Source organism: Acinetobacter terrae (assembly GCF_013004375.1).
Taxonomy (GTDB): domain Bacteria; phylum Pseudomonadota; class Gammaproteobacteria; order Pseudomonadales; family Moraxellaceae; genus Acinetobacter; species Acinetobacter terrae.
In genome coordinates this window covers 114,763-134,885 of sequence record NZ_JABERI010000001.1, presented here as the reverse complement: position 1 = coordinate 134,885, position 20,123 = coordinate 114,763, and the positions used below count along the sequence as shown (strand labels likewise).

Annotated in this window: 18 protein-coding genes; 15 read left to right on the top strand and 3 right to left on the bottom strand. The window is 37.7% G+C overall.

The genetic code is table 11. The annotated features are described in order from the left end of the window. Positions 1-16 precede the first annotated feature (16 nt). From HLH14_RS00605 to HLH14_RS00595, 3 genes are all read right to left on the bottom strand, one after another. Complete coding sequence (locus tag HLH14_RS00605; RefSeq protein ID WP_067722036.1) at positions 17-553, bottom strand: LPS-assembly lipoprotein LptE; 537 nt, start codon at positions 551-553, stop codon at positions 17-19. A 262-nt stretch (positions 554-815) separates the two neighbouring features. Then, positions 816-3,440: a leucine--tRNA ligase gene (gene leuS / locus HLH14_RS00600; RefSeq protein ID WP_171532464.1), complete on the bottom strand. Its 2,625-nt coding sequence runs from the start codon at positions 3,438-3,440 to the stop codon at positions 816-818. A 152-nt stretch (positions 3,441-3,592) separates the two neighbouring features. Beyond that, positions 3,593-3,916 (bottom strand): DUF4124 domain-containing protein, encoded by a 324-nt coding sequence (locus HLH14_RS00595; protein WP_235940443.1) that lies wholly within the window; start codon positions 3,914-3,916, stop codon positions 3,593-3,595. 828 nt (positions 3,917-4,744) lie between these two features. Here HLH14_RS00595 and HLH14_RS00590 point away from each other — a divergent pair. From HLH14_RS00590 to HLH14_RS00520, 15 genes are all read left to right on the top strand, one after another. After that, positions 4,745-6,472 carry an acetolactate synthase 3 large subunit gene (locus HLH14_RS00590; RefSeq protein WP_067722032.1) on the top strand — a complete coding sequence of 576 codons (1,728 nt, stop codon included), beginning with the start codon at positions 4,745-4,747 and terminating at the stop codon, positions 6,470-6,472. Then, the gene (ilvN, locus tag HLH14_RS00585; RefSeq protein WP_067722031.1) at positions 6,469-6,960 is read left to right on the top strand and encodes an acetolactate synthase small subunit; all 492 of its coding nucleotides are present in this window, start codon (positions 6,469-6,471) and stop codon (positions 6,958-6,960) included. The genes HLH14_RS00590 and ilvN overlap by 4 nt, the downstream gene beginning before the upstream one ends. A gap of 121 nt (positions 6,961-7,081) precedes the next feature. Next, positions 7,082-8,098, top strand: coding sequence for a ketol-acid reductoisomerase (ilvC, locus tag HLH14_RS00580; protein ID WP_067722030.1), 1,017 nt, complete (start codon positions 7,082-7,084; stop codon positions 8,096-8,098). 100 nt (positions 8,099-8,198) lie between these two features. Next, entirely contained in the window at positions 8,199-9,014 is an 816-nt protein-coding gene (locus HLH14_RS00575; RefSeq protein ID WP_067722029.1) for an XAC2610-related protein, read from the top strand. A gap of 984 nt (positions 9,015-9,998) precedes the next feature. Beyond that, entirely contained in the window at positions 9,999-10,511 is a 513-nt protein-coding gene (locus tag HLH14_RS00570) for a hypothetical protein (protein ID WP_086192932.1), read from the top strand. 111 nt (positions 10,512-10,622) lie between these two features. Next, entirely contained in the window at positions 10,623-11,324 is a 702-nt protein-coding gene (locus tag HLH14_RS00565) for a fimbrial biogenesis chaperone (RefSeq protein WP_067722027.1), read from the top strand. Between the two features lie 4 nt (positions 11,325-11,328). Then, complete coding sequence (locus tag HLH14_RS00560; RefSeq protein WP_067722025.1) at positions 11,329-13,659, top strand: fimbria/pilus outer membrane usher protein; 2,331 nt, start codon at positions 11,329-11,331, stop codon at positions 13,657-13,659. Between the two features lie 9 nt (positions 13,660-13,668). Continuing rightward, positions 13,669-14,079 (top strand): hypothetical protein, encoded by a 411-nt coding sequence (locus tag HLH14_RS00555; protein ID WP_067722022.1) that lies wholly within the window; start codon positions 13,669-13,671, stop codon positions 14,077-14,079. 369 nt (positions 14,080-14,448) lie between these two features. Next, positions 14,449-15,732 carry a glycosyltransferase family 4 protein gene (locus HLH14_RS00550; protein WP_067722020.1) on the top strand — a complete coding sequence of 428 codons (1,284 nt, stop codon included), beginning with the start codon at positions 14,449-14,451 and terminating at the stop codon, positions 15,730-15,732. A gap of 31 nt (positions 15,733-15,763) precedes the next feature. Further along, the gene (locus HLH14_RS00545; RefSeq protein ID WP_067722018.1) at positions 15,764-16,315 is read left to right on the top strand and encodes a phosphatase PAP2 family protein; all 552 of its coding nucleotides are present in this window, start codon (positions 15,764-15,766) and stop codon (positions 16,313-16,315) included. Positions 16,316-16,401: 86 nt separating this feature from the next. Continuing rightward, positions 16,402-16,602, top strand: coding sequence for a Fe-S cluster assembly protein IscX (iscX, locus tag HLH14_RS00540; RefSeq protein WP_067722017.1), 201 nt, complete (start codon positions 16,402-16,404; stop codon positions 16,600-16,602). A 109-nt stretch (positions 16,603-16,711) separates the two neighbouring features. Beyond that, positions 16,712-17,143 (top strand): nucleoside-diphosphate kinase, encoded by a 432-nt coding sequence (ndk, locus tag HLH14_RS00535; protein ID WP_067722016.1) that lies wholly within the window; start codon positions 16,712-16,714, stop codon positions 17,141-17,143. Positions 17,144-17,266: 123 nt separating this feature from the next. Continuing rightward, the gene (gene rlmN, locus HLH14_RS00530; RefSeq protein WP_067722015.1) at positions 17,267-18,502 is read left to right on the top strand and encodes a dual-specificity RNA methyltransferase RlmN; all 1,236 of its coding nucleotides are present in this window, start codon (positions 17,267-17,269) and stop codon (positions 18,500-18,502) included. A gap of 61 nt (positions 18,503-18,563) precedes the next feature. After that, entirely contained in the window at positions 18,564-19,325 is a 762-nt protein-coding gene (pilW, locus tag HLH14_RS00525; protein ID WP_067722013.1) for a type IV pilus biogenesis/stability protein PilW, read from the top strand. Then, the gene (locus HLH14_RS00520; protein ID WP_067722011.1) at positions 19,316-20,107 is read left to right on the top strand and encodes a helix-turn-helix domain-containing protein; all 792 of its coding nucleotides are present in this window, start codon (positions 19,316-19,318) and stop codon (positions 20,105-20,107) included. The genes pilW and HLH14_RS00520 overlap by 10 nt, the downstream gene beginning before the upstream one ends. Positions 20,108-20,123: the final 16 nt, after the last annotated feature.

The window sequence follows — 20,123 nt, the reverse complement described above, 5'->3', positions numbered from 1 at the left end:
AGCTTAATTTCTATCTTTAAGGTTGAGTGGTTGCAGCTGCTGGTTTGTTCACGACTTTCGGTAAACGATTGGATGAAATCTGACGCACAATTTGCTGTGCAATGTCATCAACAATGACTTGATTGAGATACTTCTGTTCTTGGTCATCGGTGTTTACTGTCGCGACGTCATATTGATAGCTGCGTGAAGCAGTCAGGGTACGTGGTTCAGTCACAGGATTACCTTGGGCATCTTCAATACGGAAAGTTACAGTTAAGCGAAGCAAGGTTTCAACCAATTTACCGTTTAGTTCATGACGTTGAGGTGTGTATTCAAGTACATGTAATACATAAGCATCTGGATTGTTGCTCAGTTGAATACCGGTTGCACCTAGGTAAATGGCAAGTTTTTCGTGCAATTCTTCTGTGTTATTTGGAAGCGCTAAACTCATTTTAGAGTATGCAACAGGAGCCGTGGTTGGGGTAGTTCCTTTTAAATGAAAACCACAACCGACTAAGCTAGCACTTAGACCCAAAGTTAATACAACCGCTGCAACACGTTGAACTAAATGCATGCTTATTCCTCTATTTAATTTTCCCAATTGTAATGATTGGGAGGGATATCTTTCCCTAAGCTCAGTGGATTGTAAAGTCAAAGCCCGTTGGCTGGCAACGGGCTTTGTTTGGCTTTTGTTTTATCTTAAATTTTAATCCCCCTAAATCCCCCTTTTCAAAAGGGGGACTTCCCATGCTTTGAATTGGTTCTAGCCAGTACAGCTCCTCCCTTTATCAAAGGTGAGGAGCATGCTCCGCAAGGGGAGGGATTTTAAATAAGAGTTAAACCACCAAGTTAACCAATTTATTTGGAACAACAATTTCTTTCTTGGTTGGACCGGTCAAAAATTGTTGAACTTCTGGTAATGCTTTTGCCTGAGCCAAAATGTCTTCTTTAGACGTATCGACTGAAACTTCTAACTTGCCGCGAAGTTTACCATTCACTTGTACTACAATCGTTTGGGTATTGCGTGTCAATGCAGACTCGTCCACAACAGGGAACAATGCTTCAGTTAACTCGATGCCAAATTCAGTCAATAATGTTTGACTTAAATGTGGTGCAAATGGCGCAAGCATCGTCAGCAAAGTAATAATGGCATCACGTTCAACCGCAACATCATTGTCATCTTTTGCTTCAAATTTGTTGATGCTATTCAATAATTCCATTTGTGCAGCAATGGCAGTATTGAATGCATGGCGACGTTCTAAATCATCACCCACTTTCTGAATGGTTTCATGGGTTTTACGACGTAAGTCTTGCGCATCTTTAGACAAGTTTGCAGTATCAATATTCACTGCATTGTTGCCTTTTTCCAAGAAGCCCGTTGCCAAACGCCAAACACGTTTCAAGAAGCGGTTTGCACCTTCAACACCTGCATCAGACCATTCAAGCGATTGATCAGGAGGAGCTGCGAACATCATGAAGACACGGGCAGTATCTGCGCCGTATTGGTCAATAATCGCTTGCGGGTCGATACCGTTATTTTTCGATTTCGACATTTTTTCTTGACCGCCAACCACAACTTCTTGACCATCACCTTTATATTTAGCAGAAAGAATACGACCTTTCTCGTCTTTTTCTAACTCGATGTCGGCAGGGTTAAACCAGGTTTTCTTGCCAGAATCAGCTTCACGGTAGAAGGTATCCGCCAAAACCATGCCTTGAGTAAGCAAGTTGGTGAATGGTTCGTTACCTTGTACAACACCTTCATCACGCATCAATTTATGGAAAAAACGTGCATAAAGTAAATGCAGAATCGCGTGTTCTACACCACCGATGTATTGGTTTACAGGCAACCAAGATTGCGCAGCTTCAGGTTTCACCATGCCGCCAGTGAAATCAGGCGATGCATAACGTGCGTAATACCAAGAAGACTCTACAAACGTATCTAAAGTATCTGTTTCACGACGAGCATCTGCGCCACAGCAAGGACAAGTCGTTTCATAGAATTCAGGCATTTTGTTCAGCGGGTTACCTGAACCATCTGGAACCACGTCAGTCGGTAAAATCACTGGAAGTTGTTCTTCAGGTACTGGCACCTGACCACATGTTTCACAGTTGATCATTGGAATTGGGCAACCCCAATAACGCTGACGAGAAACACCCCAGTCACGTAAACGGAACTGAACTTTGGTATTGGCAAGTTTCTGTGGTTCTAATTTTGCGATAAACGCATCAAAAGCACCTTGGAAGTCTAAACCGTCAAACTCACCCGAGTTAACCAGTTTACCTTCTTTCGAGCCGTACCATTCTTGCCACTCAGTTGCAGAGAATTCAGCATCATCTACGCCTTTGGCATCAATTACTTGTTTGATGGTTAAGCCGTACTTATTGGCAAATTCGAAGTCACGTTCATCGTGTGATGGAACTGCCATCACTGCGCCTGAGCCGTAAGACATCAATACATAATTTGCGATCCAAACCGGAACTGCTTCGCCTGTAACAGGGTGCTTAACAGAAAGACCTGTTGCCATGCCTTTCTTTTCAGCAGTCGCAAGATCGGCTTCTGCCACAGAACCCATACGGCATTCTTCGATAAATGCAGCCAATTCAGGATTTGTTTCAGCCGCTTTAAGCGCCATTGGATGTTCAGCCGCAACCGCAACATAAGTCACACCCATCAAGGTATCACCACGTGTGGTATAAACGGTTAAATCATCTGCATACACTTCAGGGTTTGCTGAAGGGAAGGTGATTTCCATGCCTTGTGAACGACCGATCCAGTTACGTTGCATGGTCAACACTTGTTGAGGCCAGCCGTCTTTTAAAGAATCTAAATCGTCTAATAATTCTTGTGCATAATCGGTAATACGGAAGTAATACATTGGAATATCACGCTTTTCAACCAATGCACCTGAACGCCAACCACGACCATTTTCAACTTGTTCATTGGCAAGAACAGTTTGATCGACTGGATCCCAGTTCACAGTTGAAAGTTTGCGATAAATCAAACCTTTCTTATAGAGTTGTACGAATAACCATTGTTCCCAGTGATAATATTCTGGCGTGCAGGTTGCAAATTCGCGATCCCAATCCACTGAAAGACCGAGTTTTTTCAATTGATCACGCATATATGCGATATTTTCAAAAGTCCATTTTGCAGGAGCAACCTGGTGTGCAATGGCTGCATTTTCTGCAGGAAGACCGAACGCATCCCAACCCATTGGTTGCAACACAGTTTCACCTTTTAAACGGTGGAAACGGCTGATCACGTCACCAATCGTGTAGTTACGCACATGACCCATATGCAGCTTGCCACTTGGGTAAGGGAACATCGACAGGATATAGCGATGTTTACCTTCTACAGTGTCGGCAACTTTAAAGGCTTTGCGAGTTTCCCAGTCTTTTTGGACATTTGGCTCAATCGCACTAGCTTGATATTCAGGGTCAATGTGAGAAGTAGTCATAAACGTATATAAGAACAACGGTTAAAAGTTTGTTGCACAGCATAGCGCAAAATGCACTAAAAAGTGAATTTTGCGCCCGACATAAATCATAAAAATATAAAAGTTTTTAACCAGCAAAAACCATTTCAAAGGAGGGAATTAGAGATTGCTGACTATTGAACAGATAATACTTTATTAGAATTTGATGAACGATCGGCTTCTCGTACTACCGCGGGAGCTGCATTTGCAGCATCCACTGCAACATTTGCATGATTTTGAGCTTCTTTTGATGCATGCTCTGCTGCTGCGGTAGAGGTATTTTTAGAGCTTTGCGTGTGGTTATTCGGACCGTAGGTATCTACTTTTCCTTTTTTCTGGGCAGATTTTGGTGGTGGGGTGGTGGTGTAATGCGTAGAACCTTTTGCATCGACCCATTTGTAATATTCTTTAGCAAAGCCAGTGGTTGAACTTAGACTGAAGGTAACGCATGCAGCCATGAATCCAATTTTGATGAAAGATGATGACATAATGAACAAGTCCCTATAATAATCAGTCAGTTGTAAAGTATGGAATATAGTCACATTATCAGTTTTGTATTTTATATGATTTTTATTTATTTGCAGAAAAAAAAGATAAGCTGACGAATGATATTGATGATGAATTCTGCATGAAGAATGGTTCATTTTGGCGTTACTTTTTTAAATATCAGCTGTTCTGTTTTCGATTGATTTGTGATCGTATGAGGAGTGTGGCTAAGATGAAAATAAAGACAAAATATTCTGCAAATGACAGCGTTATTTTAAATTTTTATTAAGAAGGATAAATCTGAAAAATCACAACACATTAAAATTATTTATTTAATTTATAATATTTTTTTATCATTAAAATGTGAGGTGTAATGAAGTGATTGGTTTTTCTCATGAAATCCTCAATAAGCAAATAAAATGTGAAATCACGCATAAAGCTTAAAAAATAGACGGTCTGTAAATAATCAAGAAAAAGCTAATTTTTAAACTTGACTTTAATAGTCGAAACCACAAAAATGCTGACTGTAGTTTTATATGCGTTTATTTGATCACCCTTCGAATCAGCGTCATTTTAGCAATGGACTTCTTCTCTAGCCGAGAAGCTGAACAAAGCCAACAAAATGTGTTTATCCCAACATGTTTTAGACCTCATATTGCTCAAACAGCAGTCAGGTCAGATTTTTTTCCTATTGCTATGAAAACTATGAAATTTGTGTGCTATAACAGTGCAGACAGTTAATGAATTAACCACTACAAATGCCCTCCATTTGTTAGTGAAAAAGATTAGGGTGAATCACGTTGGAACTTTTATCTGGTGGTGAAATGCTCGTTCGCGCATTGGCGGACGAAGGCGTTGAACATTTATTTGGATACCCAGGCGGCGCAGTACTTCATATTTACGACGCGCTCTTTCAACAAGACAAAATCAATCATTACCTCGTACGTCATGAGCAAGCTGCTGGTCACATGGCAGATGCCTATTCGCGCGTAACAGGTAAAACTGGTGTGGTACTTGTCACATCGGGTCCAGGCGCAACCAACACGGTAACGCCTATTGCAACGGCATATATGGACTCAATCCCAATGGTGATTTTGTCTGGTCAGGTTGCAACACATTTAATTGGCGAAGATGCATTCCAAGAAACAGACATGGTTGGTGTTTCTCGTCCAATTGTGAAACATAGTTTCCAGGTGCGTCATGCCAGTGAAATTCCTGGAATTATTAAAAAAGCATTCTATATTGCGTCTTCAGGTCGTCCAGGTCCTGTAGTTGTTGATATTCCTAAAGATGTAACCAATCCTGCAGAAAAATTTGCTTACGAATATCCTGAAAAAGTGAAGATGCGTTCGTATCAACCACCACATCGTGGTCATTCAGGTCAAATCCGTAAAGCCATTGAAGAATTGATTAGTGCTGAACGTCCAGTCATCTATAGTGGTGGTGGTGTTGTTCAAGGCAATGCATCGGAATTACTTACAGAGCTTGCACATCTTCTAAATTTCCCGGTAACCAATACCCTTATGGGCTTAGGTGCTTTCCCGGGTAATGATGAGCAGTTCGTTGGTATGTTGGGTATGCATGGTACCTATGAAGCCAACATGACCATGCACAATGCAGATGTGATTTTGTGTATAGGTGCGCGTTTCGATGACCGTGTAACCAACAATCCAGCAAAATTCTGTCCGAATGCCAAAGTAATTCATATTGATATCGATCCAGCGACGATTTCAAAAACCATCATGGCGCATATTCCAATCGTGGGTGCAGTAGAACCTGTACTTCAAGAGATGTTGGTTCAATTGAAACAAATGAATGTTTCTAAGCCAAATCCTGAAGCGATTGCTGCATGGTGGTCTCAAATCAATGAATGGCGCAAAGTACATGGCTTGCGTTATGAAGCGGGCGTTGATGGTGTAATGAAACCACAACAGGTGGTTGAAGCACTTGATCGTATCACCAACAGTGAAGCCATCATTACTTCGGACGTAGGTCAGCATCAGATGTTTGGTGCCAACTACTATACATACAAACGTCCACGTCAATGGATCAACTCTGGCGGTTTGGGAACAATGGGTGTGGGTTTGCCATATGCCATGGCTGCGAAACTCGCATTCCCGGATCAGCAAGTGGTTTGTATTACTGGTGAAGCATCGATTCAGATGTGTATCCAGGAATTATCGACATGTAAGCAATATGGCTTAAATGTGAAAATTCTCTGCTTGAATAACCGTGCTCTAGGGATGGTTAAACAATGGCAGGATATGAATTACGAAGGTCGTCATTCAAGCTCTTATGTAGATTCATTGCCAGATTTTGCCAAATTGATGGAAGCCTACGGTCACGTCGGTATTCAAATTGACCATGCAGATGAGCTTGAGTCTAAGCTTGCAGAAGCAATGGCCATTAATGATAAATGCGTATTCATCAACGTCATGGTTGATCGTTCAGAGCACGTTTATCCAATGTTGGTTGCTGGTCAATCTATGAAAGATATGTGGTTAGGAAAAGGAGAGCGCACAAAATGAGACACATAATTTCTGTACTCGTTGAAAACGAAGCTGGTGCGCTTTCACGTTTGGTAGGTTTATTTTCTCAACGTGGTTATAACATTGAGACTTTGAACGTCGCACCGACGGAAGATCCAACCATGTCGCGTTTGACACTGACTACTTATGGTGATGATCATAAAATTGAACAAATCACCAAACAACTCAACAAGTTGGTTGAAGTTGTAAAGGTTGTAGATTTGTCTGAAGGTGCACACATTGAGCGTGAACTCATGTTGATTAAATTGAAATCACTTGGATCAGCTCGTGCTGAAATTAAACGTACTGCAGATATTTTTCGTGCACAAATTGTCGATGTAACACCGACGACGTATACGATTCAAATCGCAGGTACCACTGAAAAGCTAGATGGTTTTATTGATGCACTAGCAGAAAATACCATTCTTGAAGTGGTGCGTTCAGGTGTTTCAGGCATCGCGCGCGGCGAAAAAGTTTTAACCATCTAACAGATTTTAATTTTATTCACACATTCTACTCATCTTAATAGGTGAGGTTCCAAGCCAATGAATACCAATAACATCATTGGCTTGGATAAAAGGAAACAAAAGCATTTAAGCGGAGACAGCAATGCAAATTTTTTACGATAAAGACTGTGACTTATCTATCATCCAAGGTAAAAAAGTAGCGATCATCGGTTACGGTTCACAAGGTCACGCACATGCGCTTAACCTTAAAGACTCTGGCGTTGACGTAACTGTAGGTTTACGTGCGAACTCTACTTCTTGGAAAAAAGCTGAGAATTCAGGTCTTAAAGTTGCTGAAGTTGCTGCTGCTGTAGCGCAAGCTGACGTAGTAATGATCTTGACTCCAGATGAATTCCAGTCACAACTTTACCGTGACGAGATTGAGCCAAACATCAAGCAAGGTGCGACTTTAGCGTTTGCTCATGGTTTCTCAATTCTTTACAACCAAGTTGTTCCACGTAAAGATCTTGACGTAATCATGGTTGCGCCTAAAGCACCGGGTCACACAGTACGTTCTGAATACCAACGTGGTTCAGGTGTTCCTGACTTAATCGCAATTCACCAAGATGCTTCTGGTAACGCTCGTAATGTTGCACTTTCTTATGCTTCAGGTGTAGGTGGTGGTCGTACTGGTATTATCGAAACTTCATTCCGTGAAGAAACTGAAACTGACTTATTCGGTGAGCAAGCAGTTCTTTGTGGTGGTGCTGTTGAGCTTGTTAAAATGGGCTTCGAAACTTTGGTTGAAGCTGGTTATGCTCCAGAAATGGCTTACTTCGAATGTCTACACGAACTTAAATTGATCGTTGACTTAATGTTCGAAGGCGGTATCGCGGACATGAACTACTCTGTATCGAATAACGCTGAATATGGCGAATATGTAACGGGTACTGAAGTAATCAACGAACAATCTCGTGAAGCGATGCGTAATGCGCTTAAACGTATTCAATCTGGCGAATACGCGAAGATGTTCATTCAAGAAGGTGCGTTGAACTACCCTTCAATGACTGCTCGTCGTCGTCAAAATGCTGCTCACGGTATCGAAGTAACAGGTAACAAACTTCGTGCGATGATGCCTTGGATTCAAGCAAACAAAATTGTAGACAAAGAGAAAAACTAAGTTTTCTTTCTGTTTCAAAGATACAAAAAGGCCGCTCAATTGAGCGGTTTTTTTGTGATACAGTACTCATAATCGTCCGCATTATTGAGTGTGCTGAACAATGAGAACTAAATTATTGCTTTGTATTGCTGCGTTGAGTTTTTCTAACCTAAGTCCGGCTGAAACAGTTTTAAATGCTCCAGAATACAAGCCACTCAATAATGTTCGTGTTTCCATGCAACGCATGTTGAAATCGACCGAAGGACGTTATTTTCTTAGTCTGTATGCTGGTATTTGGAATCCACATGCCACTTTATATGACCTTGGTGAAGAGCAGACAATCAATTTAAAAGGATTGCAAAAAGGCGATCAGTTGAATTTAAAATCTGTTGATGCTGACTCTGAAAATATAACAAATAAGACTTATCAATTATCAGGGATGCTTAATGCCGATAGCGGTGATCTTAAGGCGATGTTTGCTGAAGGTGATGATACTTTGGGAAAATCTATTCAGTTTGAGCCTGCAATAAAGGTCTCAGATAAACCAAATTTCATTTTTAAATTTTATGGTCTGGAAGATATTAATCAGCCCTATGGTTCAATACTCAAACGAATAGATATTGTGAATAAAAATAATAACAATGTTGCACAAACTCTGACAGGATTTACTGCATTTCCGAAAAGTATTGGTTATATGGATGTTAATTTTGATGGATATTATGACATTGTGTTGTCAGATATTTCAGAAGAACGAACTATTCAAGATAAACGTTATATTTACTGGATGTTTAACCCCAAAACCCAAAAATTTCAGCGCTCACCACAACTTGAAAAGATTGTGGGATTTCCAAATTTACATGGAGAAAAACAACAAATTGATTTTGGGGAGGGGCAATTATACCAAGTGCAAAAAGGGTTGTTAAATCGGATGGAATAAATATGACCTTTTAATAAAATTGTTATGGTATGTGTAGGCTTATATTAAATTATAGATTTAAGCTTTTTAATGTTAAATTTTTTATATAAAAATAAATATAATTTAAGAATTTTGTTTTGGTGAAATTATTTTTTTTAAATGAGTCGGTTTTTGGGCTTTTTTGACGATTAAATGCTATTTAATTATAAAGCAGAAATTTAAAATTTAAAATTAAATGAATATTCATTGTAAGTTTTTTGTAATTAATTCCCTAATTAATACCACAGTGTAATTTCTCGAAAAAATCATTCTCAAAATATTACATACTGAATTAAAGTAAGTACGATCACTTACAGTTCAGAAAATCTTGGAAGTAAATAAACACAATCAAAATAATTAATAATTATGGCAGTATTTTGTTTCAATACTGCTGTATAAATCAGGTTTTTTATTATTTATTCTTTATTTTACAATAGCTTGTTTTGCAATAACCTTCGTATTTAGAATTTGGGTATAAAGTTCTGTTAATATTTCATCGTTTGAAAAAGAACATAAAATTAAAAAATAAATCACATATTTATTGAAAAATAAGGAATTAAATACACTATTTTGTAAATTGTGTGAACTTATTCTATTTTTATGTAATACCAAAATGATTTAAAAAAAATATATAAATTATGTATTTAACTTTTTATTACTATATTTCGAGAAACATTTAGTTATTTTTTGACATAACTGGAAACAAATTTAAATTGTATCTTATTGTTTAATAGATTAAATATTAATAAAAATAACACTATAGCTGTGAATGTAATTTAAAAATTAAAATATAAAAAAATATTGTGAATAATAACATTTTTAAAATTTTTATATCAATAGTAATAAGATAGCTTAACGATTACGAAATCTTACTCATAATAAGAAGAGTTACAAACGTAATTGTTAAAATTAAATATATATACATTCTTATATACATTCTTTTAAAAAAAAGAAATGGAGAAAGTTATGAATAAAACAATACAAGCAGCATTAGCAGCATTAGCCTTTGGTGTATGTGCAACAAGTGTGTATGCAGGAGGTCCAGGAGGTCCAGGAGGTCCAGGAGGTCCGGGGAGTCAACCACATAAACCAGGAAAATCTGCTTGTGGTCATGATTGTAAAGGGAAGATTGATATTGTATTAGAAGTTCCTAAGCATTGTGATCTTGATATTGCAGATTCAACTCTTGTACTTACAGAACAAAATAATTATACCGATTCCACAACCTTTGCTGTACGTACCAATGCGGATTATCGTTTAGCTATTACACCACCTTCAACATTGGTAAATGGTAGTCGCTCTGTGCCAGTAAGTGTCGACACGACTCGACGTGGGGGTGCTACATACCGCAATGGTTCTACGGTGAATTGGGATGGAAGAGAGCACACTTATGGTGTTAAAGCTTATGCCCGGAACATTGGTATTGGGACATATGCCGGTAATTATAAGGGAACTTATGGTGTAGAAATTAAATTCTAGATTAAAAGATTCTCTATTTCAAAAAGTGTCATATAGGAGGTGCGTTTCAGCATCTCCTATTTTTAGCCTTTATAGCAGAAAAATAATTTTATATATTTGGGGTGAATAATAATGCAAAAAATAATGGGTTTTTGTGGATTACTTTTGTTAAGTTTTTCTGTATCTGCAGGAATAAAATTTAACCCTATACAATTATATATTCAGGATTCTACTCGGCAAAGAAGTACGACCGTCAGCGTCGAAAGCACCGGATTAACGAAGTCGAGGGTATTTGAAATTTCTGCAGTAAAATGGAAACAAGATCAAAAAGGCGAAGATATTTTAGAGGAAGATAAAACACTTTTATTTAATCCTAAAACATTTGAATTAAAACCTGAAAGTAAACAAATTGTACGCGTTGGTTTTAGTCAACCATTAGCAAATATGGAGCAAGAGCAAACATGGCGTATTATTTTTAAAGAGGTTACCCCTATTGAGGAGGATAATTCTTCGATTAATTTTTTATTTAATTTTTCCTTACCATTATTTGCTGGAAAACAAGTAAATCCCAAGTTAAATCTAAAATTAGAAAAAATGGACAACCAAGCTTATTTAAGTATTGATAATTTGGCTAAATCGCATATCAAAATTGTCGAAATTCTTGTAATAGATAATAAAAATAATGAAATTTTGAAAAAAAAATTAGGTCAATATGTTCTAGGAGGGAATCGGATCAAGCTTGAACTTGGAGAAATTAAAAATAATGATGAGTTGAAAATTAAAATTAAAACTGATAAGGATGAGAAGTATTTGGAATACTCAGTAAAAGGATAGGGCTATGAAGGCTACTAAAATTCTTACAATGATCGTTTGTGGTATTAGTTTTACTTATGTAAATGCAGATATTAATCAGAAGATAAATCAACAACAGGAAGGGGGAATGGTCATTGTAAATATTTGGATCAATGGCCTTGATTATAAAACGGAAGCGGTAACTTTTTCAAAAGATGCAAAAAAATTTATTGAATGCCAGGCATTAAAAAATGTGGGAGTACGTGTTGAGAAATTGAGCAAAGATTCTATAAAAAAAGATTTTTGTTTATTAAATTCACCTGAAGTAAAATTTGAAGATGATCAGGCTTTACAAGCAATAAAAATACATTTTCCACCAGATTATTTTGAAGATACTCAATATGATTTGAATACCACTACACCCCCAGAAAAAGCAAATTTTGGTGGTTTTTTGAATTATAGTCTTTTTTATAGTAAAGATGATTATGAACAGGACTTTAATACTTTCTCTGAACTAGGAGTATTTAAAGATTATTGGTTATTAAAAAATTCTTTTCTATACAGAAATAATCCGAATGAATTCGAAAAGAAATTGCTTCGGGTAAATAGTACTTTGGATATTGAATTTCCTGAAAAATTTTTAATATTAACCTTGGGGGATACCACAAGCCCTTACAATACTTTGAATAACTCATTTCGGTTTGGGGGACTTAGTATTGGAACAAATTATACAGATCGTCCAGATTTTATTTATTGGAATGCACCTACTCTAAAAGGCAGTGCTGCTCTACCTTCTACAGTTGATTTATACCTTAATGGCATTCAATTGTATAAAAATTCTGTGACACCAGGTAATTACTCACTACCTACAGGTGCACTTATTAATCAGGCAGGAAGTGCTCAAATTGTTGTGGAAGATATTTTGGGGAATAGAACTGTTCGGAGCTTTCCTATTTATATCAATAATCTATTATTAAAACCTAAATTAAATGAATATAATTTTTCTTTAGGTAAATTAAGATATAACTATGATGAGGTTGACGATGATTACCGAGATTTTTTTTCAAAGTTATTTTTTCGGCGAGGAATTACTTCATCCACTACTTTAGGGGGGGATATTTTATATAGTGAAAAGGCAAGTAATGCCAGTTTGTTATGGACTCAAGCATTAAGTAAATTTGTACTTTTAGATACTGCTTTTGCAGTAAGTGATGCTGAAAATGAGCAGGGATATGGCGCGACTGTATCCCTTAGCCGAGATTTTATAAATTGGTCATTTGGAATCAGTAGTCATTTTTTTTCTGAAGAATATAAATATATTAGCGATGAAGAATTTAATTCCAATATTAAAACCTCCAATCTGGTTTATTTTAATTTTTATAATCTTAAATATATAGATGGACTGAATATAAGTTATATTGATCAGACAAATTATTCTTCTAACAATTTTGACCCTGATGATCGTAAAATTTTTGATATTATTGCAAGAAAAAATTTGACCAATAACTTATATTCAACTTTCGGTTTTTTTAAAGATTTTGGAGATGATGAGGACTATGGGTTTAATATTGCATTTAATTATGACTGGGTAGAAAAAGGTCAAATAAATTTAAACCATGATACTGAAAGTGATGAAACCCGACTAAGTTTTAGAAAAACAACGATGACACAAAATGGTTTTGATTATGTGTTAGGTGTAAACCGAATTGAAGATGAAATAAATTATAATGCTTATGGTTTATGGAAAACAGATATTGGTAATTTACGAGTTTCTCATGATGAATATGAGGATAATCGGGTTTCACAAGCCATGTTTGAGGGTGCATTGGTTTGGTTAGGTAATAAAGCTGCATTAACTAAATATGCCGATAATGCTTTTGCACTTGTTAATGTAAATAATCATCCAGATCTGGATATTTATAAATCCTCATCTTTGGTCGGTAGCACCAATGATAAAGGGTACATGTTTGTACATCATATTATTCCTTATATAAATTATGATATTTCTTTTGATCAGAATCAGCTGCCTATGGAAGAAACTTTCGAAAATTCTTCTAAAAAGCTGGTTGGACTAGATCAACGTGGATATAAAATAGACTTTCCAATTCATAAAACAAAACGTATTGCTATAAATATAAAAGATATCAATGGAAAAAATTTATTAGCAGGATCAGAAGTTCAAGTAGAGGGTATGTCTACAGAGCCATATTTTATTGATAGTGATGGAATAGTCTATTTGTATGTATCTAAGCCGGATCGCTACAACCTTATAGTGAAAACTCAAGGAGGGGGGGCACCATGTCAGTCTCAATTTGTGCTTAGTCAGAATCAGTTCGAAAATTTAGGTAATCAAGTTTTGAGCCTTGTATGTAAATAGGAGTTGAAAATGAATAAATTCATTTTAATAATTTTAGGCACATTGATGAGTGAAATGGTTGCTGCTCAACAATGCTCAATTGATGGATTTACCAACTCAGAAATGCGGCTGGCAAGTTATCAGCGTAGTCAATCGGCAACTTCATTTAATATTTCATGTAATACGGGTTATTCGATTTTATTTAATAGTCAAAATTTAATCACATCAAATGGGATGAGTTATATATCCAATGGTTCTTATAAATTACGGACAAAGTTAAATCTGAGAGGAGCAAATCAAAATTTGTGGGGAGTGCACCTTCATCAGGCCGGAGCACAAAGACAAAAATATATTATATCTGTACAACTTGAAGATAATCCCTTAAGTGGTGTTCCTGCAGGTATGTATCGAGATAGAATTTCAGTTGATATTTCATTCTAATGTAAAGTTGATTGTTAAATAAGTTGCATAATTACATAGATTGTTTTGAACATATAGGTAGCAAAAATTAGTAGAGAGTATGAGGTTAAATTCGCTAATTTAAGATCTGTCTCAAATAGTTCACCTCAGAAGGTGGTTTGTGTAAGTTTATTATTTTAGTGAGTTTGTACATTGGTATAAGTGAATGTAGGAATTTTTATGAATACAGGTCGGTATTTAAGCTGTATTTAACTATGGTGTTACCTGGATGATACTTTATTTTTATTAATTTTTACCTCATAAAATATGTCAATAAACAGTCATCTAAAAATCATCAAACTGAAAGAAACAACATCTAAGCTAAGTTTAAAATAACGACATAGGTGTTGTATGACAAATTTGTATGCGACCAGCCTGCTAAAACAACAAGATTTTCCAGAAAGTTTTCAATTTTATTTTAAGCAAAGAAAACAAGATATTTTGTGTGATGACATCCAGGTTTTAAAAGACTTGGTTCGTCCACGCCTAAAAATAGCCATCGTTACTGAAACTTGGCCTCCAGAAATTAATGGGGTGGCACTATCTTTACTACAATTATGTAAAGGTTTACAAAAACAAGGTCATAAAATTTTACTGATTCGACCAGAGCAACAGGGGTCTTGTCATGACTTTACACCCAGTAAAGAGTGTCTGGTCAAAGCACAATCTATTCCTAAATATCCAAGTCTTCAATTTGGTTGGCCACAATTTTTAAAAGTATCACAAGCACTGGATGGATTTGTACCAGACGTTGTGCATATTGTTACCGAAGGACCCTTAGGTTTGAGTGTTTTGCAGGCTGCAAAAACAAAGGGAATCCCTATTTCAAGTGGCTTTCATTCACCTTTTCAAGAGTTTAGTCGCTTCTTCGATTTGGCTTTTTTAGTTAAGCCTATCCAGCACTATTTACGTTGGTTTCATAACAATACACAACTGACATGTATTCCCAGTAAAGATACAGAATATATTTTAAGAAGGTTTGGTGTTCGTTGTCCTTTGGCTATTGTTGGACGTGGTGTGGATGTTGCATGTTTTTCTCCGGTACATAGCTCAGATGCTTTGCGTCAACAGTGGAAGGCTACTTCAGAAACCAGGGTGATGTTGTATGTAGGACGACTATCTCCCGAGAAGGAGATAGATGTTGTGGTGAAAGCCTATATAGCTATGAAGCAAGTGGCTCAGAATGATGTAAAACTTGTGATTGTCGGTGATGGACCGGATCGGAATCGTCTGGAAATATTATGCCAAAGTCATGATGTTATTTTTACGGGAAATTTAACTGGTTTGAATTTAGCCCAAGCTTATGCAAGTGCTAATGTTTTTGTATTCGCCAGCCAAGTTGAAACCTTTGGTAATGTGGTGCTTGAGGCCATGGCAAGTGGTTTGCCTGTGATTGCTTATGATTATGCCAGTGCGCATTTACACGTGAAAAATAATGAAACAGGTTGGTTAAGTCCTTTAGGTCAGATGGATAAACTGATTCAGTCAATTGATCAATTACCGAATAATCAACAGTTGAAATATATGGGGGTAAAAGCCCGTGAAGCAGTACAGGATGTAGGATGGCAACATCCTGTACGACAGTTTGAACAGGCACTATATGGAGTTGCCAGAGAGATGCAAATGACATCCTGAATTTTAAGCAGATGCTTAAAGGAGAATCATCATGAAATTAAAAAAAGCAATAATAACGATGTTAGATCTCGACTTAAAAGGATGTATGTATCTGAATCATTTTTCACATTCACATACGGTAGCCCATTTTTTTAAGATCATTAGTCGTCTCGGCAATGGTTTGTTTTGGTGCCTCATGTTGGCCAGTTTGTGGGTGTTGGAAGATAAGTTTTATATTGAGCAGTTGTTATATATCTTAATTAGTGGATCTGTAGGTTCTGCAATTTATAAAATCTTGAAACAAAAAACTACACGTCCTCGACCTTATCAAGTGCATCAAGTGATTCTATTGCGCGAGCAACCGCTAGATCACTTTAGCTTTCCTTCTGGGCATACCTTGCATGCTGTCATGGCGAGTACAGTGATGGGCTATATTCAGCCGATGTTACTTGTTTTGATGTTGCCTTTTACGCTTCTGGTTGCCATATCCCGTATGGTTTTGGGATTGCATTATCCGAGTGATGTGATTGTGGGTGCATTGATCGGTGTGTTGGTCGCAACAGGAATTATTTTTACCGCGCCATTTTTGAATATCGTGTTATAAAAATGTTTTTTTTAAAATCGAAAAACTATCTCTCGATTTTAGGAATTTGTTAAAGTAGGGCATTCATTTAGCGCTTAGGAATAACCATGGGTTTACGTTGGACTGACACTATTGATCTTGCCATTGAGCTTTCTGAAGCACACCCAGATGTCGATCCACAATGGATTCGCTTTACAGACCTGCATGCATGGGTTTGTGCATTGCCAGACTTCAAGGATGACCCGGAAAAATCGACTGAAGGTTTGTTGGAAGGGATTCAAATGGCGTGGATTGATGAAATTCGTTAATCAGTAAATCGAAAAAAGCAACTTTTTACATATCAAAAGCTGATACTTGCTGATTATCTCGGTATAATGCGGCAAAATTTTCTCGTCAAATTGACATAAGGAGCCAATCATGGCTATCGAACGTACTTTATCTATCGTTAAACCAGACGCAGTTGCTAAAAACAACATCGGTGACATCTTTGCTCGTTTTGAGAAAGCTGGTCTTAAAATCGTTGCAACTAAAATGAAACATTTGACTCAAGCTGAAGCTGAAGGCTTTTACGCTGAACATAAAGAACGTGGTTTCTTCGGTGACCTTGTTGCATTCATGACTTCTGGTCCTGTTGTAGTATCTGTTCTTGAAGGCGAAAACGCTGTTCTTGCTCACCGTGATATCTTAGGCGCAACTAACCCTAAAGAAGCTGCTCCTGGTACTATCCGTGCAGATTTCGCTGTAAGCATCGACGAAAACGCTGCTCACGGTTCTGACTCAGTTGCATCTGCTGATCGTGAAGTTAACTACTTCTTCGCTCAAACTGAGATCTGCCCACGTACTCGTTAATTCGAAGTATTCAAGCCAGATAAGTGTTATTATACTTATCTGGTTTTTTTATTCTCTGAATAACACTTTGCTCGATTATTGAGCTTCTCCTTTCATCTTTAGACATGGTTTAGGTAATTACACATGAGTACTGAAGTCGTCGCTACATCAGCAATTTCTGATGCACAGCAACCATCTCCATCCACTCCGACACAGCAAAATGCTGTGGAAAAAGTGAACTTACTCGGCATGTCACGTCCGCAACTGGAAAAATTCTTCGAAGATATTGGCGAGAAGAAATTCCGTGCGGGTCAGGTGATGAAATGGATTCATCAGTTCTTTGTGACTGATTTTGCTGAAATGACCAATATTTCAGGCAAACTTCGTGAAAAACTAGAACAAATTTGTGAAGTCAGAGCGCCAGAAGTGGTACACCGTAACTATTCTAAGGACGGTACCCGTAAGTGGGTGTTCCGTGTCGGTGATGGTGATGGTTCACTGGTTGAAACCGTGCTGATTCCCGCAGAAGACAAAACCGGCTTACGTAAAACCTTGTGTATTTCTTCACAAGTGGGTTGTGCGCTGGACTGTTCATTCTGCTCAACCGGTAAACAAGGTTTTCAGCGTGATTTAACACCTGCAGAAATCATTGGTCAGTTGTGGATGGCAAACTATTCTTATATGGAAGAAGTGCCTGTTGCAGAACGTGAGCGTTCAGTGACCAATGTAGTGATGATGGGTATGGGCGAACCCTTGTTGAACTATGATGCTGTTCTTAGCTCAATGCGCATCATGCTGGATGATTTTGCGTATGGCATGTCTAAACGCCGTGTGACTTTGTCGACTTCAGGTGTGGTACCGAAAATCGACCAAATGGTGAAAGATATTGATGTGGCGCTTGCCATTTCTTTACATGCGCCAAATGATGAACTGCGTAATGAATTGGTTCCAATTAATAAAAAATATCCGTTAGAGCAGTTGATTGCTGCATGTCAGCGTTATATTGCTAAAGATGGTAACGAAAGTTCACGTAAACATGTGACCATTGAGTATGTGATGCTGGATGGCGTGAATGACCATCCTGAACATGCGCAACAAATGATTAAGTTACTCAAAAATTTACCAAGTAAAATTAATTTAATTCCATTTAATCCATTCCCGCATGCACCATACGGTCGTTCAAGCCGTAACCGCATTATTTCTTTCCAAAAAACTTTGTCTGATGCCGGTTTTGTGTGTACGATTCGTCAGACACGTGGTGATGATATTGATGCTGCGTGCGGACAGTTAGTGGGTCAAGTGGCTGACCGTACCCGTCGTGCGGAACAGTGGAAAAAGAAAATTGCGCAAAGTAATGAGATTATGCGCTCTCAAGGATAATAAAAGGGGACGCCAATTGAGAAAGCCCGCATATAAATTAGCTTTTATTACAACGATTTGTATGTCTGCTATTTTTATCACTGCTTGTCAGACACAGACAACAATGGTGAAGAAAGATCCAGAAAAAGCAGTTAAAGTTCGCACTCAATTGGCTGCAGAATATATCAAATCGGGTGATCTAGATTCTGCAAAGCGTACTTTAGATCAAGCGCTGGAAATGAATTCTCGAGATTCCGCTGCGAATATGATGATGGGGATTTTACTGCAACAAGAAGGCAGTAAAGTCAGTATGGATAAGGCAGAAGCATATTTTAAGCGTGCCATTTCTGCTGATCCGAAAAACGCACAAGCGCGTAACAACTACGGTACTTATTTGTATCAAATTGAGCGTTATAATGATGCGATTGAGCAACTCAATGTAGCGGCGACCACATTGGGTTATGATCAGCGCTATAAAGCATTTGAAAATGTAGGGCGAATTTATTTAAAACTAGGTGATATGGCGAATGCTGAAAAATCATTCAAACAAGCCCTGCAAGTAAATCGTGATTCCTACATTTCAATGTTAGAGTTGTCCGAAATTTTTTATTTGAAACAGCAGACCGCTGCTGCGACACAGTTGTATGAACAGTTTGTGCGTGGTGTAGGTCAAAAGAATCAAGGTGCGCGTGCGCTCTGGATTGGTATCCGAAATGCACGGGCAAATAGTGACACAATGGGAATGCAGGTACTTGTCAATCAATTACGTGCACTCTTTCCAGAGAGTCCGGAATACCAACGTTATCTGCAATTACAGTACAGTACTGAGGCCGTATGGAAGTAAATCCTAATTCACAGCAATCAAATGGTTCAAGCGTAGCACCCAATGCATTAGGAAATGTTCAGCGTCCAGGTGAGTACTTACGTCAAATTCGAATTGCACAAAAGCGTGAATTAAATGACGCTGCCAAAGATTTGAACATGCAAGTGAAAACTTTGACAGCTTTAGAGCAAGATGATTATAAAGCTTTGCCGGAAGCGACCTTTATTAAAGGTTACTATCGTATTTATGCGAAATATTTAAAGGTCGATGCAACAGCGATTATCCAGCGTTTTGATGAGATCTATCAAAATGATACAGGGTTATTGCCAAATCATGCCTTAAATAACTCACCGATTAAAATTATGGGCAAACTCCCAGGTTCGAATCGTGATCGCAATAAGAAGTGGTTAAAACGTATCATTATTGCTTTAGTGGTATTGGTTGCTGTAGTTGCTGCGGTGATGGCTGTGCAAAATTTGTCGTCAAATAAAGATGATGATAGCCAAGAAATTGCACCAGCAAAATCCGATGTGGAAGTGTTGAATTTAGATAATTCAACGGCTGTATCGGGTGATCAGTTGGAACTTAAGTTTAGTCGTCCAACCTCTGTTCATATTGTAGATTCAACCGGTAAAGTTCTGGCAACAGGTCGTCAGGCATCGACAGTGAAATTAAATGGTGAAACCCCGTTCCAAATTCGCCTTGATGATGCATCAGCTGTAACATTAACTTTAAATAATGAAAATATTGCGTTGTCACCTTATACAGTGGATGGCAAAGCAGACTTCCGCTTGTCACGTTAATGGGTAAAGAGAAGAG